Origin of the sequence: Lysobacter sp. ISL-50 (assembly GCF_018612875.1) — a bacterium.
Classification (GTDB): Bacteria; Pseudomonadota; Gammaproteobacteria; order Xanthomonadales; family Xanthomonadaceae; genus Lysobacter.
The window spans coordinates 49,819-67,574 of the sequence record NZ_JAGGRI010000034.1 but is presented as its reverse complement, the minus strand read 5'-3'; the positions used below and the strand labels follow the sequence as shown (position 1 = coordinate 67,574).

The 17,756-nt window shown below is 67.6% G+C and carries 16 protein-coding genes and 1 tRNA gene; 13 read left to right on the top strand and 4 right to left on the bottom strand.

Annotated features, from left to right (window positions below):
* Window positions 1-678: 678 nt before the first annotated feature.
* The 3 genes from rplU (at window position 679) to cgtA (ending at window position 2,534) form a co-directional block, all read left to right on the top strand.
* The gene (gene rplU / locus J7J50_RS18635) at window positions 679-999 is read left to right on the top strand and encodes a 50S ribosomal protein L21 (protein WP_036113830.1); all 321 of its coding nucleotides are present in this window, start codon (window positions 679-681) and stop codon (window positions 997-999) included.
* A 12-nt stretch (window positions 1,000-1,011) separates the two neighbouring features.
* On the top strand, window positions 1,012-1,272 hold the full coding sequence (gene rpmA / locus J7J50_RS18630; RefSeq protein WP_031371911.1) for a 50S ribosomal protein L27: 261 nt from the start codon (window positions 1,012-1,014) through the stop codon (window positions 1,270-1,272).
* Window positions 1,273-1,466: 194 nt separating this feature from the next.
* A complete protein-coding gene (cgtA, locus tag J7J50_RS18625; protein ID WP_215056898.1) occupies window positions 1,467-2,534 on the top strand; it encodes an Obg family GTPase CgtA in 1,068 nt (355 codons plus the stop codon).
* 298 nt (window positions 2,535-2,832) lie between these two features.
* Here the strand turns inward: cgtA and rpsT are convergent, their stop codons facing one another.
* The gene (rpsT, locus tag J7J50_RS18620) at window positions 2,833-3,102 is read right to left on the bottom strand and encodes a 30S ribosomal protein S20 (protein ID WP_055910472.1); all 270 of its coding nucleotides are present in this window, start codon (window positions 3,100-3,102) and stop codon (window positions 2,833-2,835) included.
* 152 nt (window positions 3,103-3,254) lie between these two features.
* On the opposite strand from rpsT, the gene murJ reads away from it, so the two are divergent.
* From murJ to ispH, 5 genes are all read left to right on the top strand, one after another.
* Window positions 3,255-4,889: a murein biosynthesis integral membrane protein MurJ gene (gene murJ / locus J7J50_RS18615; protein ID WP_215056897.1), complete on the top strand. Its 1,635-nt coding sequence runs from the start codon at window positions 3,255-3,257 to the stop codon at window positions 4,887-4,889.
* Window positions 4,890-5,123: 234 nt separating this feature from the next.
* The gene (locus J7J50_RS18610) at window positions 5,124-6,158 is read left to right on the top strand and encodes a bifunctional riboflavin kinase/FAD synthetase (RefSeq protein WP_215056896.1); all 1,035 of its coding nucleotides are present in this window, start codon (window positions 5,124-5,126) and stop codon (window positions 6,156-6,158) included.
* Window positions 6,159-6,244: 86 nt separating this feature from the next.
* Window positions 6,245-9,058, top strand: coding sequence for an isoleucine--tRNA ligase (ileS, locus tag J7J50_RS18605; protein ID WP_215056911.1), 2,814 nt, complete (start codon window positions 6,245-6,247; stop codon window positions 9,056-9,058).
* 75 nt (window positions 9,059-9,133) lie between these two features.
* A complete protein-coding gene (lspA, locus tag J7J50_RS18600; protein ID WP_215056895.1) occupies window positions 9,134-9,664 on the top strand; it encodes a signal peptidase II in 531 nt (176 codons plus the stop codon).
* 121 nt (window positions 9,665-9,785) lie between these two features.
* A complete protein-coding gene (gene ispH / locus J7J50_RS18595; protein WP_215056894.1) occupies window positions 9,786-10,736 on the top strand; it encodes a 4-hydroxy-3-methylbut-2-enyl diphosphate reductase in 951 nt (316 codons plus the stop codon).
* A gap of 42 nt (window positions 10,737-10,778) precedes the next feature.
* On the opposite strand, the gene J7J50_RS18590 is transcribed toward ispH, so the two are convergent.
* Window positions 10,779-12,053 (bottom strand): cation:proton antiporter, encoded by a 1,275-nt coding sequence (locus tag J7J50_RS18590; protein ID WP_215056893.1) that lies wholly within the window; start codon window positions 12,051-12,053, stop codon window positions 10,779-10,781.
* Between the two features lie 184 nt (window positions 12,054-12,237).
* On the opposite strand from J7J50_RS18590, the gene J7J50_RS18585 reads away from it, so the two are divergent.
* The 5 genes from J7J50_RS18585 (at window position 12,238) to J7J50_RS18565 (ending at window position 16,377) form a co-directional block, all read left to right on the top strand.
* Window positions 12,238-12,313, top strand: a tRNA-Thr gene (locus tag J7J50_RS18585).
* 340 nt (window positions 12,314-12,653) lie between these two features.
* Window positions 12,654-13,010 carry a VOC family protein gene (locus J7J50_RS18580; RefSeq protein ID WP_215056892.1) on the top strand — a complete coding sequence of 119 codons (357 nt, stop codon included), beginning with the start codon at window positions 12,654-12,656 and terminating at the stop codon, window positions 13,008-13,010.
* 601 nt (window positions 13,011-13,611) lie between these two features.
* Window positions 13,612-13,908 carry a hypothetical protein gene (locus J7J50_RS18575; protein ID WP_215056891.1) on the top strand — a complete coding sequence of 99 codons (297 nt, stop codon included), beginning with the start codon at window positions 13,612-13,614 and terminating at the stop codon, window positions 13,906-13,908.
* A gap of 313 nt (window positions 13,909-14,221) precedes the next feature.
* Entirely contained in the window at window positions 14,222-15,643 is a 1,422-nt protein-coding gene (radA, locus tag J7J50_RS18570) for a DNA repair protein RadA (protein ID WP_343222543.1), read from the top strand.
* A gap of 194 nt (window positions 15,644-15,837) precedes the next feature.
* A complete protein-coding gene (locus J7J50_RS18565) occupies window positions 15,838-16,377 on the top strand; it encodes a hypothetical protein (RefSeq protein ID WP_215056889.1) in 540 nt (179 codons plus the stop codon).
* Between the two features lie 203 nt (window positions 16,378-16,580).
* Here the strand turns inward: J7J50_RS18565 and J7J50_RS18560 are convergent, their stop codons facing one another.
* Both J7J50_RS18560 and J7J50_RS18555 read right to left on the bottom strand, forming a co-directional pair.
* A complete protein-coding gene (locus J7J50_RS18560; protein WP_215056888.1) occupies window positions 16,581-17,009 on the bottom strand; it encodes a glutaredoxin family protein in 429 nt (142 codons plus the stop codon).
* Between the two features lie 332 nt (window positions 17,010-17,341).
* Window positions 17,342-17,554 (bottom strand): hypothetical protein, encoded by a 213-nt coding sequence (locus J7J50_RS18555; RefSeq protein WP_215056887.1) that lies wholly within the window; start codon window positions 17,552-17,554, stop codon window positions 17,342-17,344.
* Between the last annotated feature and the right edge of the window lie 202 nt (window positions 17,555-17,756).

The window sequence follows — 17,756 nt, the reverse complement described above, 5'->3', positions numbered from 1 at the left end:
ATTCGCAGCTGCGGATGTATGTGCGGGCTGTGGAGCGCGATCGTCGTCATGGTCTAGAGCGACGCCTTCGGTAAGAGCATGCGCGTTGGGCACGACGACCACAGGCCTTCAAACAATTGCCGTCATTCCCGCGAACGTGGGAATCCAGCGACTTTCGCGCGAAAGACTTCGAAGTCGTAGCGCTCCCGCTCTTGCCGTCATTCCCGCGTTCGCGGGAATGACGAGCAAAAAGCGAGGGGAGCAAGGGCGGGTTGTTTAGATTCCCCAGGTGCCGTAACCGGTGGTGCGGGTTGAAGTCTGTCGGAGAGGGCGATCGCCGCACGCTGGTCGCTGAGCCGGCGCCCCGGCAGGCCACCCAGCCTAGTTCGCCGAGCTGCCGGCCATGCCCTGCCGGGCTGGCGGACGAAGCCAAGACCAGGCCGAAGTCGGCCTGGTGCGCCAACGTCTGCCCCGAATGCCTCGGATCGTCCTGGGATTGATGCAACTAGTTGATTTTAAATTAATAATTTCCGACGGGCGTCGTCGCCGCCCGGTCCGGCCGCAGCCCCCAGGCCCGCCCCCGGCACCGCGCGACTTCCCCATAGTTGCCGTAACTCGCTGAAGTCCCTACAATTCCGCTTCTGTCCGCCCGCGGTTGGGCGTCGGCAGGACCAAAAATAACTACAGAGGAATCTGGTCATGTACGCAGTACTGGTCACCGGCGGTAAGCAATACCGCGTGATGCAAGGCGAGACGCTCCGCGTCGAGCTGCTCGATGTCGAAGCCGGCAGCGAAATCAAGTTCGATACCGTCCTGATGCTCGGCGACGGCGAAGGCGTGAAGCTCGGCGACGCGCTCAAGGGCGCCAGCGTCACCGCGAAGGTCGTCGGCCACGGCCGCGCCGACAAGGTGCGCATCGTGAAGTTCCGCCGCCGTAAGCACCATCGCAAGCAGATGGGCCACCGTCAGCACTACACCGAAATCGAAATCACCGGCATCGCCGGTGGTGACAACAAGTAAGGAGCAGCAGCCATGGCACATAAAAAGGGCGTAGGTTCCACCCGCAACGGCCGCGACTCCAACCCGAAGTACCTGGGCGTGAAGATCTACGGCGGTCAGGCCATCGAAGCGGGCAACATCATCGTGCGTCAGCGCGGCACCCAGTTCCATCCGGGCGCCGGCGTCGGCCTCGGCCGCGACCACACGCTGTTCGCGCTGGTCGATGGCAAGGTCGAGTTCTCGACCAAGGGCCTGAAGAAGCGTCGCACCGTCAGCGTCGTCGCCGCCGAGTAATTCCGGCGCGATGTCCTGCGAGGAGCCCCGCTTCGGCGGGGCTTTTCGTTTGTACGCCGGGAATCGGGAATGGGGAGTCGGGAATCGTTGAGCCGACAATCCCTTCCGTTCTCGGCGACTCAGGTGCGAGGCGCTAAAATCGCATCGAACTGCTGTACCGATTCCCCATTCCCGATTCCCCATTCCCGGCTCTTATGAAACTCGTAGACGAAGCAGAAATCCAAGTCATCGCCGGCAACGGCGGCAACGGCTGCATCGGCTTCCGTCGCGAGAAGTACATTCCGCTGGGCGGGCCGGACGGCGGCGACGGCGGCAGCGGCGGCAGCGTGTTCATCGTCGCCGACGAGAACGTCAACACCCTGGTCGATTTCCGTCATCAAAGGCAGTTCCGCGCCCAGCGCGGCGAGAATGGCATGGGTCGCCAGGCCTACGGCAAGGGCGGCGAGGATCTGGTCATCACCGTGCCGGTCGGCACCGTGGTCACCAATGTGGAAACCGACGAAATCATCGGCGACCTGACCGCGCACGGCGACCGTCTGCTGGTCGCGCGCGGCGGCAAGGGCGGCCTGGGCAACATGCATTTCAAGAGCTCGGTCAACCGCACGCCGCGCAAGGCCCTGCCGGGCCTGCCGGGCGAGGAGCGCGAGCTCAAGCTGGAGCTGAAGCTGCTGGCCGACGTCGGCCTGCTCGGCTTCCCGAACGCGGGCAAGAGCACGCTGATCCGCGCGGTCTCGGCGGCGACGCCGAAGGTCGCGGATTATCCGTTCACCACCTTGTATCCGAACCTGGGCGTGGTCAGCGTCGAAGCGCATCGCAGCTTCGTGATCGCGGACATTCCCGGCCTGATCGAGGGCGCGGCCGACGGCGCCGGCCTGGGCGCGCAGTTCCTGCGCCATCTGCAGCGCACGCGTCTGCTGCTGCACCTGGTCGATATCGCGCCGATGGAAGGCGGGGTCGAGGGCGTGAGCCCGGCCGAGCAGGTGCGGGCGATCGAGAACGAGCTGCGCAAGCACGATCCCGAATTGCTGGCCAAGCCGCGCTGGCTGGTGCTCAACAAGGCCGATCTGCTGCTGGAAGAAGAGCAGCAGGCGGCGGCGAAGGCGATCATCGATGAACTGGGCTGGACCGATCGCTGGTATCTGGTCTCGGCCATCAGCCGTGACGGCACCTTCCCGATCATGCAGGACGTGATGGCGTTCTTCGACCGTCAGCGCGCGGACGCCCTGGAAGCGGCGAACGCTGCCGGCGAACATGTGCCCTGAGCCGCGGGCTCGGCGTTATCGCATCGTCATCGGCTCGCGGCGCGCAATGCGCCGCAGCGCCGGGGCTCGCTCGGCGGAACCGGCCGGGGCCGGCTTCAATCTGACTTCACACGCCGTGCCGATCATGCGCGACGTGCCGCACGACCGCCTGCGTTCCGCATCCGCCTCCCGTGCCGCCGCGCGGGCAGGGGCGTGCGCGTTCGCGGCTCGCACCGGCGGCGCCGGACAAAACACGCACGCAAACAAAAGCCCGGCCGAAGCCGGGCTTTTGCATGCACAAGTCCTTGCGGACTGCGTATCAGGCGGCGGACAGCGCCTTGATGCGGGCCGTCAGACGGCTCTTGTGGCGGGCGGCCTTGTTCTTGTGGATCAGGCCACGGGAGCTGAAACGGTCGAGGATCGGCTGAGCGACGTCGAACGCGGACTTGGCACCGGCGGCGTCGTTCTCGCCGAGGGCCTTGAGCACCTTCTTGACGGCGGTACGCAGCATCGAACGCTGACTGGCGTTGCGGGCGTTACGCACGACAGTCTGCTTGGCGCGCTTCTTGGCGGACTTGATGTTTGCCACGGGTGGATTCCTGAAAAATTTAGGCTGTTAAGCGTTGAAGAAACTAAGCGAGGAACTACGGTTGAAAAAGCGGTTCAATTCGCAGTTGCGGAAAATCAGACCCAAAAGTATGGCCGATTCAGTGGGTTGGGTCAACTGGCTGGAGGCGCGGGATGAGTAAGGGCGGCGGTTTGTTGCGCTCCTCGGTCATTTTCAGCGCCATGACCCTGATCTCGCGGGTCTCGGGGCTGGTCCGCGACCAAGTGTACGCCTGGCAGTTCGGCGCCAGTCCGGCCATGGACGCGTTCTTCATCGCGTTCAGGATTCCGAACTTCATGCGCCGGATCTCGGCCGAGGGCTCGTTCTCGATGGCCTTCGTGCCGGTCCTGGCCGAGTACAAGGAAAAACAGGACCACGCCGCGGTCAAGGAACTGGTCGATCGGGTCGCCGGCACCCTGACCGCCGCGCTGCTGACGATGACGGCGGTGGTGGTGCTGGCCGCGCCCTGGGTCATGCAGTTGTTCGCCCCGGGCTGGGACCCGTTGAGCGAGCAGTACCGGCTGGCGACGCAGATGCTGCAGATCACCTTCCCGTACGCCTTGTTCATCTCGCTGGCCTCGCTGGCCGGCGGCATCCTCAACAGCTACGAGAAATTCGCGATCCCGGCCCTGTCGCCGGTGCTGCTGAACCTCTCGATGATCGCCGCGGCGGTGTGCGCGGTGCCGCTGACCCAGCCGTTCAACGTCAACCCGGTGCTGGCGCTGGCCTGGGGCGTGTTCTTCGCCGGCATCCTGCAACTGGCGTTCCAACTGCCGGCGCTGGCCAAGCTCGGGCTGTTGCCGCGGCCGCGCTGGGGCGGGACGCATCAGGGCGTGCGCAAGATCATGCGGCTGATGGTGCCGACCTTGTTCGGCTCCTCGGTGGCCCAGGTCAATCTGCTGCTGAACACGGCGCTGGCCTCGTTCCTGATCGTCGGCAGCGTGAGCTGGCTGTACCTGACCGATCGCCTGCTCGAATTCCCGCTGGGCATGTTCGGCGTGGCGATCGGCACGGTGATCCTGCCGCACTTGTCCAAGCGCCATGCCGCCACCGACACCGACGGTTATTCGAAGGGGCTGGATTGGGGCTTCCGCCTGTGCCTGCTGATCGGCGTGCCGGCCTGCCTGGGTCTGGTGCTGTGCGCCGAGGCCTTGATCGCGGCCTTGTTCCAGTACGGGCGACTGCATGCGCACGACACCGAGATGATCCGCCTGAGCCTGATGGCGCAATCCACCGCGGTGCCGGCGTTCTTGCTGGTGAAAGTGCTGGCGCCGGCGTTCTATTCGCGCCAGGACACCAAGACGCCGGTCAAGTCGGCGGTGGTGTCGGTGCTGGTGAACCTGGCTTCGACCGTGCTCCTGCTGCTGGCGGCGCTGTATCTGACCGACGCCGGCCAAGCCGCGCTGGCCAAGACCGGCGGCGATCCGCGCGAAGCCCTGGGCGAAATCCCCGGCGCGCATGCCTGCCTGGCGGCGGCGATCGCGATCGCCGGCTGGACCAACGCGCTGCAGCTGGCCTGGTATCTGCGCCGGGCCAAGGTCTATCGGCGCCAGCCGGGCTGGGGCCGGTTCCTGCGCCAGATCGGCGTGGCCAGCGTGGCCATGACGGTGGTGGTGCTGAGCCTGCTGTGGCTGTGGCAGGGCTGGACCGTGTGGCCGTGGTGGGAGCGCCTGATCAAACTGGCGGTGGTGGTCGGCGCCGGCGGCGGCGCCTACGGTGCGCTGCTGTGGCTGCAGGGCATCCGCCTGCGCGATCTGCGCGGCCACTGAGGCCATCGCCGCGGCGATGGCGGCCCGCCGCCGCCATCGTCGGCGATTGACCGTTGCCGGTGCCGTTGAGACTTGCGGGCGGCGGCTATACTTCAGGGCTAGCAGTGAGTTCAGAGGGGTGAGAAACGAGAAAAGCTGGGCTTTTACTCACTCCTCACTCCTCTGAACTCATTTCTCGCCCCCAATCCTCCGAGCATGTCCCGGGTCAGCCCGGGCTCCCACGCCAGAATCTTGATGAGCAGGCTGTTTCGTGACGTCGATAGCGGGCCGCGTTGCCCGCACGGCAGTGTGGTATGTATCGGCGCCTTCGATGGCCTGCATCTCGGGCATCGCGCGCTGGTGCGCCACACGGTTTCGCGCGCGCGCGCGCTGGGCTTGCCCGCGGTCGCGCTGAGTTTCGAGCCGTTGCCGCGTGAATTCTTCGCCCCCGGCGCGCCGCCGCCGCGGCTGCTGTTGCCGCGCGCCAAGGCCGAGGGGCTGTTGGCGCTGGACGCCGATCAGGTCGGCCTGCTGCGGTTCAACAAGCGGCTGAGCGGCCTGAGCGCGGAAGAATTCGTCGAGCGCGTGCTGGTCCGGCGATTGGCCGCGCGCGAAGTCTGGGTCGGCCCGGAGTTCCGTTTCGGCAAGGCGCGCGGCGGCGATATCGCGCTGCTGCGGCGGATGGGCGAAAGCGCCGGCTTCAGCGCGCACGAAATCGAACCCGTGCACCTGGACGGCGAGCGCGTGTCCAGCACCCGCATTCGCGAAACCATCCTGGCCGGCGATTTCACCGCCGCGGCGCGGCTGCTCGGCCGCCCTTATGCGATCGGCGGGCATGTCGTGCACGGCAAGCAGCTCGGCCGCACCCTGGGCTTTCCAACCGCCAACCTGCGCTTCGGCGGCAAGACGCCGGCCTTGTCCGGCATCTACGCCACCTGGGTGCACGGCGTCGGGGACCAGCCCTGGCCGTCGGTGTCGAGCCTGGGCACGCGGCCGACCGTGGCCGGGGTGGAGCCGCTGCTGGAAGCGCATCTGTTCGATTTCGACGGCGACCTGTACGGTCGCAGGATCGAGGTCGAATTCGTCGCCCACCTGCGCGCCGAGCTCAAGTTCCCCGACCTGGCCTCGCTGACCACGCAGATGCACCGCGACGCCGCCCAGGCGCGCGAGCTGCTGCAACTCGATGCGCAGCGCCGGCCGCCGTACGCATCGCCTGTTTCGCAACACGACCCTCGACGTGCGTCTACGTCGCCAGCTCAAGCCGCAAGCGCGGCCGAGAAAACTGCCTGAGACCCGCTGTGACCAACGACCCGAGCCAATCCGCCCCCGGCAATCCGTACAAGGCCACCTTGCTGCTGCCGGCGACCGACTTCCCGATGCGCGGCGATCTGCCCAAGCGCGAGCCGGAAACCCTGGCGCGCTGGGAGAGCGAAGGTCTGTATCAGCGAATTCGCGCGAAAACCGGCGGCCGCGAGCGCAGCTTCGTCCTGCACGACGGCCCGCCGTACGCGAACGGCGAGATCCACGTCGGCCACGCGGTCAACAAGGTGCTCAAGGACATCGTGGTCAAGTCCAAGCTGCTGGCCGGCTTCGACGCGCCCTACGTGCCGGGCTGGGATTGCCACGGCCTGCCGATCGAGCACAAGGTCGAGAAGGAATTCGGCAAGGTCGGCGACAAGCTCGACGCCGCCGCTTTCCGCGCCAAGTGCCGCGAATACGCCACCACCCAGATCGACTTGCAACGCCGCGGCTTCAAGCGCCTGGGCGTGACCGGCGATTGGGACAACCCGTATCGCACCATGGATTTCCGCTACGAGGCGGACATCATGCGTTCGCTGGCGAAGATCGTCGAACGCGGCCATCTGCTGCGCGGCTCCAAGCCGGTGCACTGGTGCTTCGACTGCGGCTCGGCGCTGGCCGAGGCGGAGATCGAATATCAGGACAAGGAATCCACCCAGATCGACGTGGGCTATGTCGCCAAGCACGCGCGCTCGCTCGCGGCGGTGTTCGGCGCGGCGATCGACGACGACACCCTGATCGCGGTGCCGATCTGGACCACCACGCCGTGGACGCTGCCGGCCAGCCTGTCGGTCACCGTCGGCCCCGAGCTCGACTACGTGCTGGTAGACGGCCCGCAGCGCGCCGACGGCGGCCGCCGCCTGCTGGTGCTGGCCGAAGCGCTCGCGGCCAAGGCGCTCAAGCGCTACGGCATCGAAGACGTGGTCGTGCACGGCCGCGCGCGCGGCGTCGAGCTCGAAGGCCAGCGCCTGCAGCATCCGTTCTACGCCGAGCGCGAACTGCCGGTGCTGGTGGACAGCTACGTGTCGGCCGAAGACGGCACCGGCATCGTCCATAACGCGCCCGGCCACGGCCAGGAAGACTATGCGGTCGCACTGAAGTACGGCCTGCTCGATCACTACACGCCGGCGCAGTTCAATCCGGTCGATGGGCGCGGCCTGTACCTGCCGTCGACGCCGCCGGCCGATCAGCATGCGCTGGCCGGCGTGCACATCTTCAAGGTCGATCCGATCATCCTCGAAGTGCTCAAGGCGCACGACGTGCTGTTGGCGTCGGGCCGGCTCAAGCACAGCTACCCGCACTGCTGGCGCCACAAGACGCCGGTGGTGTTCCGCGCCACGCCGCAATGGTTCATCTCGATGGATCAGGCCGGGCTGCGCCGCGACGCGCTCGACGCGATCGGCGGCGTGTCGTGGGTGCCGGGCTGGGGCGAGGCGCGCATCTACAACATGATCGAGGGCCGTCCGGACTGGACGATCTCGCGCCAGCGCTACTGGGGCGTGCCGATCGCGCTGTTCTTCGATCGCGAAAGCGGCCAGCCGCATCCGCGCACGGTCGAGATCATGCGCCAGGTCGCCGACGCGGTCGAACGCGAAGGCGCCGACGCCTGGTACGCGATGACCGCCGAGCAACTGCTGGGCGATGAGGCCGGCAACTACGAGAAGGTCAACGACATTCTTGATGTCTGGTTCGACTCGGGCACCAGCCACGAGTGCGTGCTCGCGCAGCGTCCGCAGGACGGTCTGCGCAAGCCGGCCGATCTGTACCTGGAAGGTTCCGACCAGCATCGCGGCTGGTTCCACAGCGCGCTGCTCAGCGGCGTGGCGATGGACGGCGCGGCGCCGTACCGGCAGGTGCTGACCCACGGCTTCACCGTGGACGAGCACGGCAAGAAGATGTCCAAGTCGATGTTCAACGCGCTCGCGCCGGAGAAGGTCACCGACACCCTGGGCGCGGACGTGCTGCGCCTGTGGGTCGCATCGACCGAGTTCCGCAACGAGATGACGGTCTCCGACAAGATCCTCAAGCAGAACGCCGACGTCTATCGCCGCATCCGCAACACCGCGCGCTTCCTGCTTGGCAACCTGAGCGGGTTCGATCCCACCCGCGATCTGGTCGGCCTGGACGACATGGTCGCGCTGGACCGCTGGATCGTGCATCGCGCCGCCGAGCTGCAGGACCGTATCGCCTCGGCCTACGAGCGTTACGACTTCGCCGAAATCGTGCAGGCGCTGTCGAATTTCTGCAGCGTCGATCTGGGTTCGCTGTACCTGGACGTGACCAAGGACCGCCTGTACACGATGCAGGAAAACTCGCGCGGCCGGCGTTCGGCGCAGAGCGCGATGTACCGCATCGCGGAAGGCTTCGTGCGCTGGATCGCGCCGATCCTGGCGTTCACCGCCGACGAAATGTGGCGTCACCTGCCGGCCAACACCGAGCACGGCCCGCGCGAAGACAACGTGCTGTTCACCACCTGGTACGACGGCCTGGCCTTGCTGCCGGCCGATGCGGTGTTGTCCGACGAAGACTTCAAGCGCCTGCTCGCCCTGCGCGACAGCGTCGCCAAGACCCTGGAGCCGATGCGCGCCGCCGGCCAGATCGGCGCCGCGCTGGAAGCGGAGATCTCGCTGCGCTGCGGCGTCGCCGATCAGAACTGGCTGGCGCCGCTGGCCGATGAGCTGCGCTTCCTGTTCATCAGCGGCGACGTGGACGTGATCGCCGACGACGACATCAAGGACATCGCCGTGCTCGCCACGCGCACCGGCAAGACCAAGTGCGTGCGCTGCTGGCATCACCGCGCCGATGTCGGCGTGGACGAGCAGCATCCGGACCTGTGCGGCCGTTGCGTGAGCAATGTCGCGGGCGAGGGCGAGGACCGTCGCTGGTTCTGAGTTGCGCGCACCCGCGCGCGGCTTCGAGGCCGCGCGCATTCCGGTTCCATTCTTTTCTTCGCAGATCCAGGCCCGATGACCGATACCGCAAGCAAACCCGGCAAGAACGCGCTCGTATGGCTGATCGTCTCGGTCGTGGTGATCGTGCTCGACCAGCTCAGCAAGGCCTGGGTGCTGGCGTCGCTGCCCGAGTACACGCCGGTGCCGGTGATCGACGGCTTCTGGAACTGGTATCGCAGCTACAACACCGGCGCGGCCTTCAGCTTCCTCAGCGACGCCGGCGGCTGGCAGAAATATTTCTTCATGGTCCTGGCGGTGGCGATCAGCGGCTTGCTGGCGCGCTGGCTGGCGCGGACCGAGCGCAGCGACTGGAAATCGGCGTTGCCGTTCGCCCTGGTGATCGGCGGCGCGATCGGCAACGTGATCGACCGCATGCTGCACGGCCACGTGGTCGACTTCATCCAGTGGTACGTGGGCGATTACCACTGGCCTTCGTTCAATATCGCCGACTCGGCGATCGTCGCCGGCGCGATCGGCATCGCCATCTACGGCCTGTTCCCGAGCCGCACCGACGCCAAGCGCCGGGCGGGCGAGGGCAAGGCCTGAGCGCGCGAGTGAGTGAAGAGGAGCGAAAAGTGAGCGAAAGCTTGGCTGTTGCTCATTTTTCGCTCCTGTCTGCCCGTTTCTGCCCGCTGCCGCCCGTCCGCGACAGGAGTACAATGGCCTCATGGACGTCCTGCTAGCCAACCCCCGCGGCTTCTGCGCCGGCGTCGATCGCGCGATCGAAATCGTCAAGCGCGCCATCGAAACCCTCGGCGCGCCTATCTACGTGCGCCACGAAGTCGTGCACAACCGTTTCGTCGTCGATGATCTCAAGCATCGCGGCGCGATCTTCGTGGAAGAGCTCGACGAAGTCCCCGACGGCGCGACCGTGATCTTCAGCGCCCACGGCGTGTCCAAGGCCGTGCGCGAAGAAGCCGAACGGCGCCAGCTCAAGGTGTTCGACGCGACCTGTCCGCTGGTCACCAAGGTGCACCTGGAAGTCTCGCGCCACTGCCGCGCCGGCCGCGACGTGATCCTGATCGGCCACGCCGGCCATCCGGAAGTCGAAGGCACCATGGGCCAGTGGCGGCGCGAAGCCGGCCTGGGCCGGATCTACCTGGTCGAGGACGCGGATGACGTCGCGCGCCTGCAGGTCGATCAGCCGGAAAACCTCGCCTACACCACGCAGACCACCTTGTCCGTGGACGACACCCGCAGCGTGATCGAGGCGCTGCGCGGCAAGTACCCGGCGATCCAGGGCCCGCGTCACGACGACATCTGCTACGCCACGCAAAATCGCCAGGACGCCGTGCGCGAACTGGCGGCGAAGTGCGATCTGGTCCTGGTGGTCGGCTCGATCAACAGTTCCAACTCCAACCGCCTGCGCGAGTTGTCCGAGCGCGAAGGCGTGCAGGCCTACCTGATCGACGGCGCGGTCGAAATCGATCCGCAGTGGGTGGTGGGACGCAAGCGCATCGGCGTCACCGCCGGCGCGTCGGCGCCGGAAGTGCTGGTGCGCGGCGTGATCGAGCGCCTGCGCGAACTCGGCGCGCAGCACGTCGCCGAACTCGACGGCGAGCCGGAAAACATGGTATTCGCGCTGCCGAAAGAACTGCGCCTGCAACTGGTCGGCTGAGGCTTTCGCGCGTCGGCCGGGCCAAGCCCCGCCGATGCGACTTCACACGTATTCGTAGCGCGCCTGCGCCGTAGCGGCGCGGCCGCGCAGCATCCAGCGGAACAGCGGGCCGGTCAGCACCGTCGATAGCACCGCCAGCGTCACCAGCGCGGCGAAGGCGTGTTCCGACAGCAGGCCTTTGTCGCGCAGGATCGTCGCCGCGACGATTTCCATCAGCCCCTTGCACTGCAGCAGCGCGCCGACGGCCAGGGCCTCGCGCCGCGGCAGGCGCGCGATCGGCGGACACATCAGCAACGCCGCCAGCTTGGCCGCGACCGACACCAGCAGCAGCGCCAGCGCCGCTTGCAGCGAGGCCCAGCCCAGCACCTCGCCATCGATGCGCAGACCGCTGTGGCCGAAGAACAGCGGCGCCAGGCCGATCAGCGCGTAGCCGCCCAGTCGTTCCAGCGGCAATCGCCGCGCCCAGCTCGGCGCCAGCACCGCGCCGGCGAAGTACGCGCCCAACAAGGCGTGCAGGCCCAGTTGCGAACTCGCCCACGCGCCGGCGGCCAGATACAGCGGCAGCGCCAGCCACACCGCCGTGCGCGGCGGCGACGGATAGCGGCGATGCAGCCACGCGCCCAGCGTCGCCAGCGCGATCATGGCCGCCACCGCCAAGGCATCCAGCCCGCCCCAGCCGCTCAGGCCGGTGCCTTCCGCGAGGAACAGCAGCACCGCCAGCCCGATCCACAGCACCGCGTCGTCCACCACCGCGATCGCCAGCGCGACCTGGGTCAGCGGCCGATGCAGCGGCCCGAGCTCGCGCACGATCCCGATCAGCACCGGCAGCGCGCTGACCGCCACGCACAGCCCGATCGCGACCGCGCCCAGCCAGCCGTCGCCGCGCGGCGCGGTCCAGCCGGGTAATTGATTGAAATAGCCGTAGGCGGCGAGGGTGCCCACCGCGAACGGCAGTACCAGGGCCAACCCGGCGCTGAGGGCGAAGCGCGAGACCGACCGTCGCGCCCGCACCGGCCCCGCGGCCGGCAAAGACGGCACCGGCGTTGCCTCGGCCTCCGGCTGAGGCCGGTAGTGGCTCTGCCGCGTCTCCAGCCCCGCGCTGAACGCCAGCGCCAGCACGCCGACCCAGCCGAGCTTGTCGCCGATCGCCGACGGCACGCCCAACCCCGGCGGCAGCCAGCCGCTGGCGGCCAGCACCAGCCCGATCACGATCGGCAGCACCGCCAGCGGCACCGAGCGGCCGAGCAGGCGCCACAGCCCCCAGGACAGGAGAACGAAGATCAGCGCATCGGCGCAGGCGGCGAGGATGGGGGGCATGAGGCGGATGATATCGCCGTCACGCTGCGCGCCGGGCGGATCGCGGGCCTTGCAAGCCGGCGCGGCGGGCATGTGCGGACGGCGCGGATCGCAGCTGCGCGGCGCTGCGGGAGGTCGCCGCCGCGACCCAGGACAAGTCTGAATTGACCGCCCGGGGGGCAGCCGCCTAGAATTGCGGTCCTTCGCCGGAATAGCTCAGTTGGTAGAGCGGCGCATTCGTAATGCGTAGGTCGTAGGTTCGATTCCTATTTCCGGCACCACGTAAATCCGAGAAGAAAACAATCGCCCGGCCACCAATCCAACGGCCGGCACCTTCCCGGAAAAAGAAAGCCCCGCCACTCGCGGGGCTTTTTCTTTAAGCCGAACCCTCAAGGTTTGCCGGCGTACCAAAGCCCGACTACCAGATCAGTTCGCCCGTCGTGCGGCGCTGAGATCGGCGCACGGATCGGCCGGCACGTGTCGCCGGTCCGATTTGCACGGATGAATTCCGTGAGGAAAAGCGGCGTTGTACGGGTTGCTAACGGCGCCGGTACTAGCCTGAAACCGGCGTCGGCTGGCGTTGTCTCTGACAGTTCACAGATGTGAAACCGAGGAGGAACCATGAAACGCACGTGGACCATCATCGGCGTCGCCGATGTCGCTCGCAGTTTCGGCTGGTATCAGTCGCTGTTTGGCCAGGCGCTCACCGCTCCGGCGCACGATTACTTCGGGCAGATCCTGGACACGGACGGGACGGTGTTGATCTGCCTGCATCGATGGGGCGATCACGAACACCCGCCCTTGGCCGATCCCGAGCGCGCCGAACCCGGTAACGGGCTCATCCTGTTTTTCCGCGTGGATGATTTCGAGCAGGCGCTGATCAGGGCGCGGTCGCTCGCCTCCAGGCTGGAAGAAGAGCCGCACTTGAATCCCAGCACCGGGACGCAGGAATTCGCGCTTCGCGATCCGGATGGGTAATACGTCATGGTCAGCGCGCTTGCCGAGGGCTGAGCGTTAATTCAAGCCGAAGTGGATGCGCAGTGGTTTGACTCAGGGATTGGGTTCCTATGCCGAAAACTTTGCCGCACGCGCCGACATTCTCGGCTGCGCCAGGATGCGGCACGGAGTTCAGGCTTATCGTGAACGGCCTCTGCGCCTGCACGATCATGGGCTAGCCGCGTCTGAACCAGCCATTCGAACCCACGCCCCGTATCGTCCCTACGGCTACGTTGCGACACGGATGCGGTTCGATGGCTTGGTTCCTTCGCATCTGAGATTTCGCACGACTCGGGCGCGTCGCGCACCGCGCCGCCGGGAAAGCCGGTTTCGATCCTGTCCGGCGCCACCGAAGTGTGCCGCCGGGGCGCCCGCCGCCCGCTTCCCTGATCGCAGCCGATGCGACCACCTTCATACAAACTTTGCGTAACCCGGCGCTTGTTATCGCCGTGCATAGAACGTGAACCCAAACTACGCGTCGGCGGCGTCTTCACCAATTCGCCATTCCTTTTTCACTATTTTTTATCGGGCCGATCGACACCATGCGCCGGCTTGCGGATCAACAGCAAAGGCAGTGACGAAAATGCGCGTAGACGTATTCGTGGTGGGCGAGGACGAGGGGTTCGTGGTGGCGCCTTCAGACAGTTGGCTGCCCCTGGACGAGATGAAGGCGCTGGGCGGATTGCGGTTCGGCTGGACCATCGATACCGCGATGGCCATGCCGAAGCTGGACTGGCACGCGATCGCGAACGATATCGATGCGCGCGGCTACAGCATCGTCGCGGCCAACGATGTCGGCGGCTTGCTGGCGCGGCCGCAGCAGCATCTGTATGCGATCTATCCCGAGCAGCACCGGCCGAACCGGCCGATGGCGGCCTGAGGCCACCGCGCGGATGAATCCGTCGGCCGGGGTAAACGCCGGCCATCCCGTTAATCCGGTCCAGCCGGCCTCTTGCAAACTGGCGCCGGCATGGCCGGGCCCCGGTCCGGCGGCAGGCGCGGCGTAAGCCGCGATGGCGATCTCGGCCTGCACCGCAGGCGTGTTTCGCGGTCGCGGCTTACGCGGTGCCTGCCGAACCGCCAGCGCCGCACGGCGCGATGTAGGACTTTGCCGCGACAGCGCCGCCACGTCTCGCACGATGCGACCGGCAGCCGCTACAGTGCGGTTCCGCTCCATCGCAGTGCCGCCCGCCGTGTCGAATCTTTCCAAACCGCCCGCCAAATCCGCCGCCTCCAAGGCCCGCACCGCCTACGTGTGTTCCGAGTGCGGCGCCGACTACAGCAAGTGGCAGGGCCAGTGCGGCGAATGCGGCGCCTGGAACACGCTCAGCGAATTCGTGGTCGAGCCGGCGGCCAAGGCCGGCGCGGGCGGGGTCGCCGCCAGCCGCCGCAGCAGTTGGGCCGGCCGCGCCGACGCGCCCGCGGTCACCGCGCTCAAGGACGTCAGCCACAGCGAGGAATCGCGGGTCAGCACCGGTATCGGCGAGTTCGACCGGGTGCTCGGCGGCGGTCTGGTGCATGGCGCGGTGGTGCTGGTCGGCGGCGATCCGGGCATCGGCAAATCGACCTTGCTGCTGCAAGCGATCACGCGCATGGCCCAGACCCTGCCGGGCCTGTACGTCACCGGCGAGGAATCGCTGTCGCAGGTCGCCGGCCGCGCCTCGCGCCTGGGCTTGCCGCTGGACGGCGTGCACGCGCTGGCCGAGACCGGGGTCGAGCGCATTCTCGAACACGCATCAAAGATGAAACCGGCGCTGATCGTCGCCGACTCGGTGCAGACCCTGTGGACGGAGCAACTCGCCGCCGCGCCCGGTTCGGTCAGCCAGGTGCGCGAAAGCGCCGCGCGTCTGGTGCGTTACGCCAAGGAGACCGGCACCGCGGTGTTCCTGGTCGGCCACGTCACCAAGGAAGGCGGCATCGCCGGCCCGCGCGTGCTCGAGCACATGGTCGATGCGGTGCTGTATTTCGAAGGCGAGAGCGGCAGCCGCTTCCGCGTGTTGCGCGCGTTCAAGAACCGCTTCGGCGCGGTCAACGAGCTCGGCGTGTTCGCGATGAGCGACAAAGGCCTGCGCGAGGTGCCCAATCCGTCCGCGATCTTCCTTTCCGGCAGCCGCAGCCCGCAGCCGGGCAGCTGCGTGATGGTGACGCGCGAAGGCACCCGGCCGCTGCTGGTGGAAGTGCAGGCGCTGGTCGATGCCTCGCCGCTGTCCAACCCGCGCCGGGTCGCGGTCGGCATGGAACAGAACCGCCTGGCGATGCTGCTGGCCGTGCTGCACCGCCACGGCGGCATCGTGGTCGGCGACCAGGACGTGTTCGTCAACGTGGTTGGCGGCATCCGCGTGCAGGAAACCGCGGTCGATCTGCCGCTGCTGCTGGCGGTGCTGTCGTCGTTGCGCGATCAGCCGCTGGCCGAGCAGACCGTCGCCTTCGGCGAGGTCGGCCTGTCCGGCGAGATTCGCCCGGTGCCCAACGGCGAAGACCGTTTGAAGGAAGCCGCGACGCACGGCTTCAAGCGCGCCATCGTGCCCAAGGGCAACGCCCCGCGCGGCGGCCGGATCGGCGAGATGGAAGTGATCGCGGTCGAGCGGCTGTCCGAGGCGCTGGACGCGGCGTGAGCGGCGGCGAGCGCGGCGATTCGTCCAAGCCTATGCGGGCCGACGCGCCGGATGGGACAGGCGAAGCCGCGGCGCCGGTTGGCGTGAAGGGCGGATTCGATCGAGAACCGGGCTCGGGTCCGGGTCCGGGTGCCGCCGCGGACGCCGGCCAGGTGGCGCGGCCGGAACGCGGCGGGTATCGCCTCGCACGTGCGGTGTCGGTTGTCCTGCATCCGTTCGCGGTGTTCGCGCTGCTGACGTTGCGGACGGTGCAGTTGCTCGCGCCGCAGGCATCGGTGCATGCGCTGATCGGCGTGGCCGCGGCGATCGTGGTGACGTGGTTGTTCGTGATCCAGCGGCGCCGATCCGGGCGCTGGGGCACGGTGGACGCTTCGCATCGCAGCGAGCGGCCGTTGCTCTATGCGGTGCTGTTGTTGGTTCTGGCGATCTGTTGGTGGTGGATGCGCGAGCGCGCCGCCGCGTTGGCGCCGGGCATCGTCGCGGTCGCGGCGATGCTGGTCGTGGCGGCGTTGTGCAATCGCTGGATCAAGTTGTCGCTGCACATGGCCAGTCTGACGTTCGCGGCGGTATCGCTGAGCGCGTTGTCGCCGTCGTGGGCGCTGGCCGGCGCAGTGTTGCTGCCGCTGCTGGGTTGGGCGCGCGTGCGCATGGCGCGGCATACGCGGCCGGAAGTGATCGGCGGAACCGCGCTCGGCGCGGTCGCGGCGCTGGCGTTGCAGGTATGGGTGGGTTGAGCCGGCGTGGCCAAGCGGCGGCGGTGTCGCGACGGCGCACGCCGCGAAGCGCCGCAGCGCAGGCAGCAGCGCGAGCACGTTGAACGCATCGAACAAATCAAAGGGCCGCGGCGGGCCGCTAATCGCCGCCCGCCGATCCGCTGGAGTACCCAGGCAGCCCGACCAGGCCGCAGGCTTGTCCGCTCAGTACCGAAGCGGCCCGATCAGGCCGCCGGCTTGGCCTTGGCCTTGCCGTGGGTATTGAGCAGCTCGACGAGCTTGGCTTCGTTGTAGCCGCGCATGCTGCTGTCGCCGATGAAGATCACCGGCACGCTGTTGATCTTGAGGCCGTCGGCTTCCTTGCGCGCGACTTCGTCCTTGTCGATCACGCGCTCGACGAAGCTGACGTTCTGCTTCGCCAGCAACGCCTTGGCCTGCTGGCAGAACGGGCAGGTGGACAAGGTGTAGACGACCACGTCGCCGCCGGTCTTGGCGTAGATCGCCGAGTAATCGCCCTGGGTCACCTCCACGCCGCCGCCACCTCCGCCGCCACCCATCAGGCCGCTGTGGCGGACCAGATAACCTGCGCCGACGCCCAGGCCCAGCGCCAGCGCAATCACCGCAAGGGTGGTCAGGATCGACTTGAAGTTCATTCCTTGTCCTCAGATAGGTCGTCGGTGTGTCGTCCGCGATCGCTCGCGTCGAGAGTGGGTGCGGATCGACCGCGGCCGCACGCGCCGATCGATGAGCGCTAGGGTTATAACACCGCCGAAGTGCCTCGCCACGGCCGCGGATGGCGGCCGATGTGACCGGCGTTACGGAATTTGCGTGCGCTGCGCGGCGGCGCGGTTCGCGACGGCACGCACATCGGCGCGGCGTGCGTCGGTGCTGCGCGGATCGCGGCGAATTCGTTGCGCCGCCGCACGACGTTGCGCGTCACCCGGGCCGGCGAAGCGGGGAGCGCGCGCTCCCCGCCGTGTCCGCCTCAGGGAATCTGGCAGCCGCAGGCGCGGCCGCAAGCGTTGTAGTTGATCAGGCACACCGAGGCCGGCGTGCCGGCGGCGCGGCAGGCCACGCGTTGGGCGAAGCAGCTTTGCCAGCACTCCTCGCAGGTGGCGGCGAACGCGCTGAGCGAAAACGCCACGCCGAAACAGAACGCGCACATCGCCAGCATCCGGTTGTTTTTGCGCTTGAACATCGACTTCTCCTTGGTCGGTATCGACAACGCTCGGCATGAGCGCGATGGCCACGCGCCGCGCCGCCGCCGATGCGCGGCATCGGCGGCGAGCGCATTCGACGCAGGCGCGCGGCCAGGGCGGCCGTCGCCGCGGCGTGCGCGCGACGGCTTCTGACAACGCAATACCCGCCAGTCAACGGACACGAAATCGGCGCCTTCCGAC

Excerpts from the sequence above, each read along its gene's own strand:
- J7J50_RS18555 (WP_215056887.1), bottom strand. The coding sequence starts at position 17,554 with ATGTTCAAGCGCAAAAACAACCGGATGCTGGCGATGTGCGCGTTCTGT.
- J7J50_RS18560 (WP_215056888.1), bottom strand. The coding sequence starts at position 17,009 with ATGAACTTCAAGTCGATCCTGACCACCCTTGCGGTGATTGCGCTGGCG.
- lspA (WP_215056895.1), top strand. The coding sequence starts at position 9,134 with ATGACCGATACCGCAAGCAAACCCGGCAAGAACGCGCTCGTATGGCTG.
- rpmA (WP_031371911.1), top strand. The coding sequence starts at position 1,012 with ATGGCACATAAAAAGGGCGTAGGTTCCACCCGCAACGGCCGCGACTCC.
- cgtA (WP_215056898.1), top strand. The coding sequence starts at position 1,467 with ATGAAACTCGTAGACGAAGCAGAAATCCAAGTCATCGCCGGCAACGGC.
- J7J50_RS18580 (WP_215056892.1), top strand. The coding sequence starts at position 12,654 with ATGAAACGCACGTGGACCATCATCGGCGTCGCCGATGTCGCTCGCAGT.
- rplU (WP_036113830.1), top strand. The coding sequence starts at position 679 with ATGTACGCAGTACTGGTCACCGGCGGTAAGCAATACCGCGTGATGCAA.
- ispH (WP_215056894.1), top strand. The coding sequence starts at position 9,786 with ATGGACGTCCTGCTAGCCAACCCCCGCGGCTTCTGCGCCGGCGTCGAT.
- J7J50_RS18575 (WP_215056891.1), top strand. The coding sequence starts at position 13,612 with ATGCGCGTAGACGTATTCGTGGTGGGCGAGGACGAGGGGTTCGTGGTG.
- ileS (WP_215056911.1), top strand. The coding sequence starts at position 6,245 with ATGCGCGGCGATCTGCCCAAGCGCGAGCCGGAAACCCTGGCGCGCTGG.
- J7J50_RS18610 (WP_215056896.1), top strand. The coding sequence starts at position 5,124 with ATGAGCAGGCTGTTTCGTGACGTCGATAGCGGGCCGCGTTGCCCGCAC.
- J7J50_RS18590 (WP_215056893.1), bottom strand. The coding sequence starts at position 12,053 with ATGCCCCCCATCCTCGCCGCCTGCGCCGATGCGCTGATCTTCGTTCTC.
- murJ (WP_215056897.1), top strand. The coding sequence starts at position 3,255 with ATGAGTAAGGGCGGCGGTTTGTTGCGCTCCTCGGTCATTTTCAGCGCC.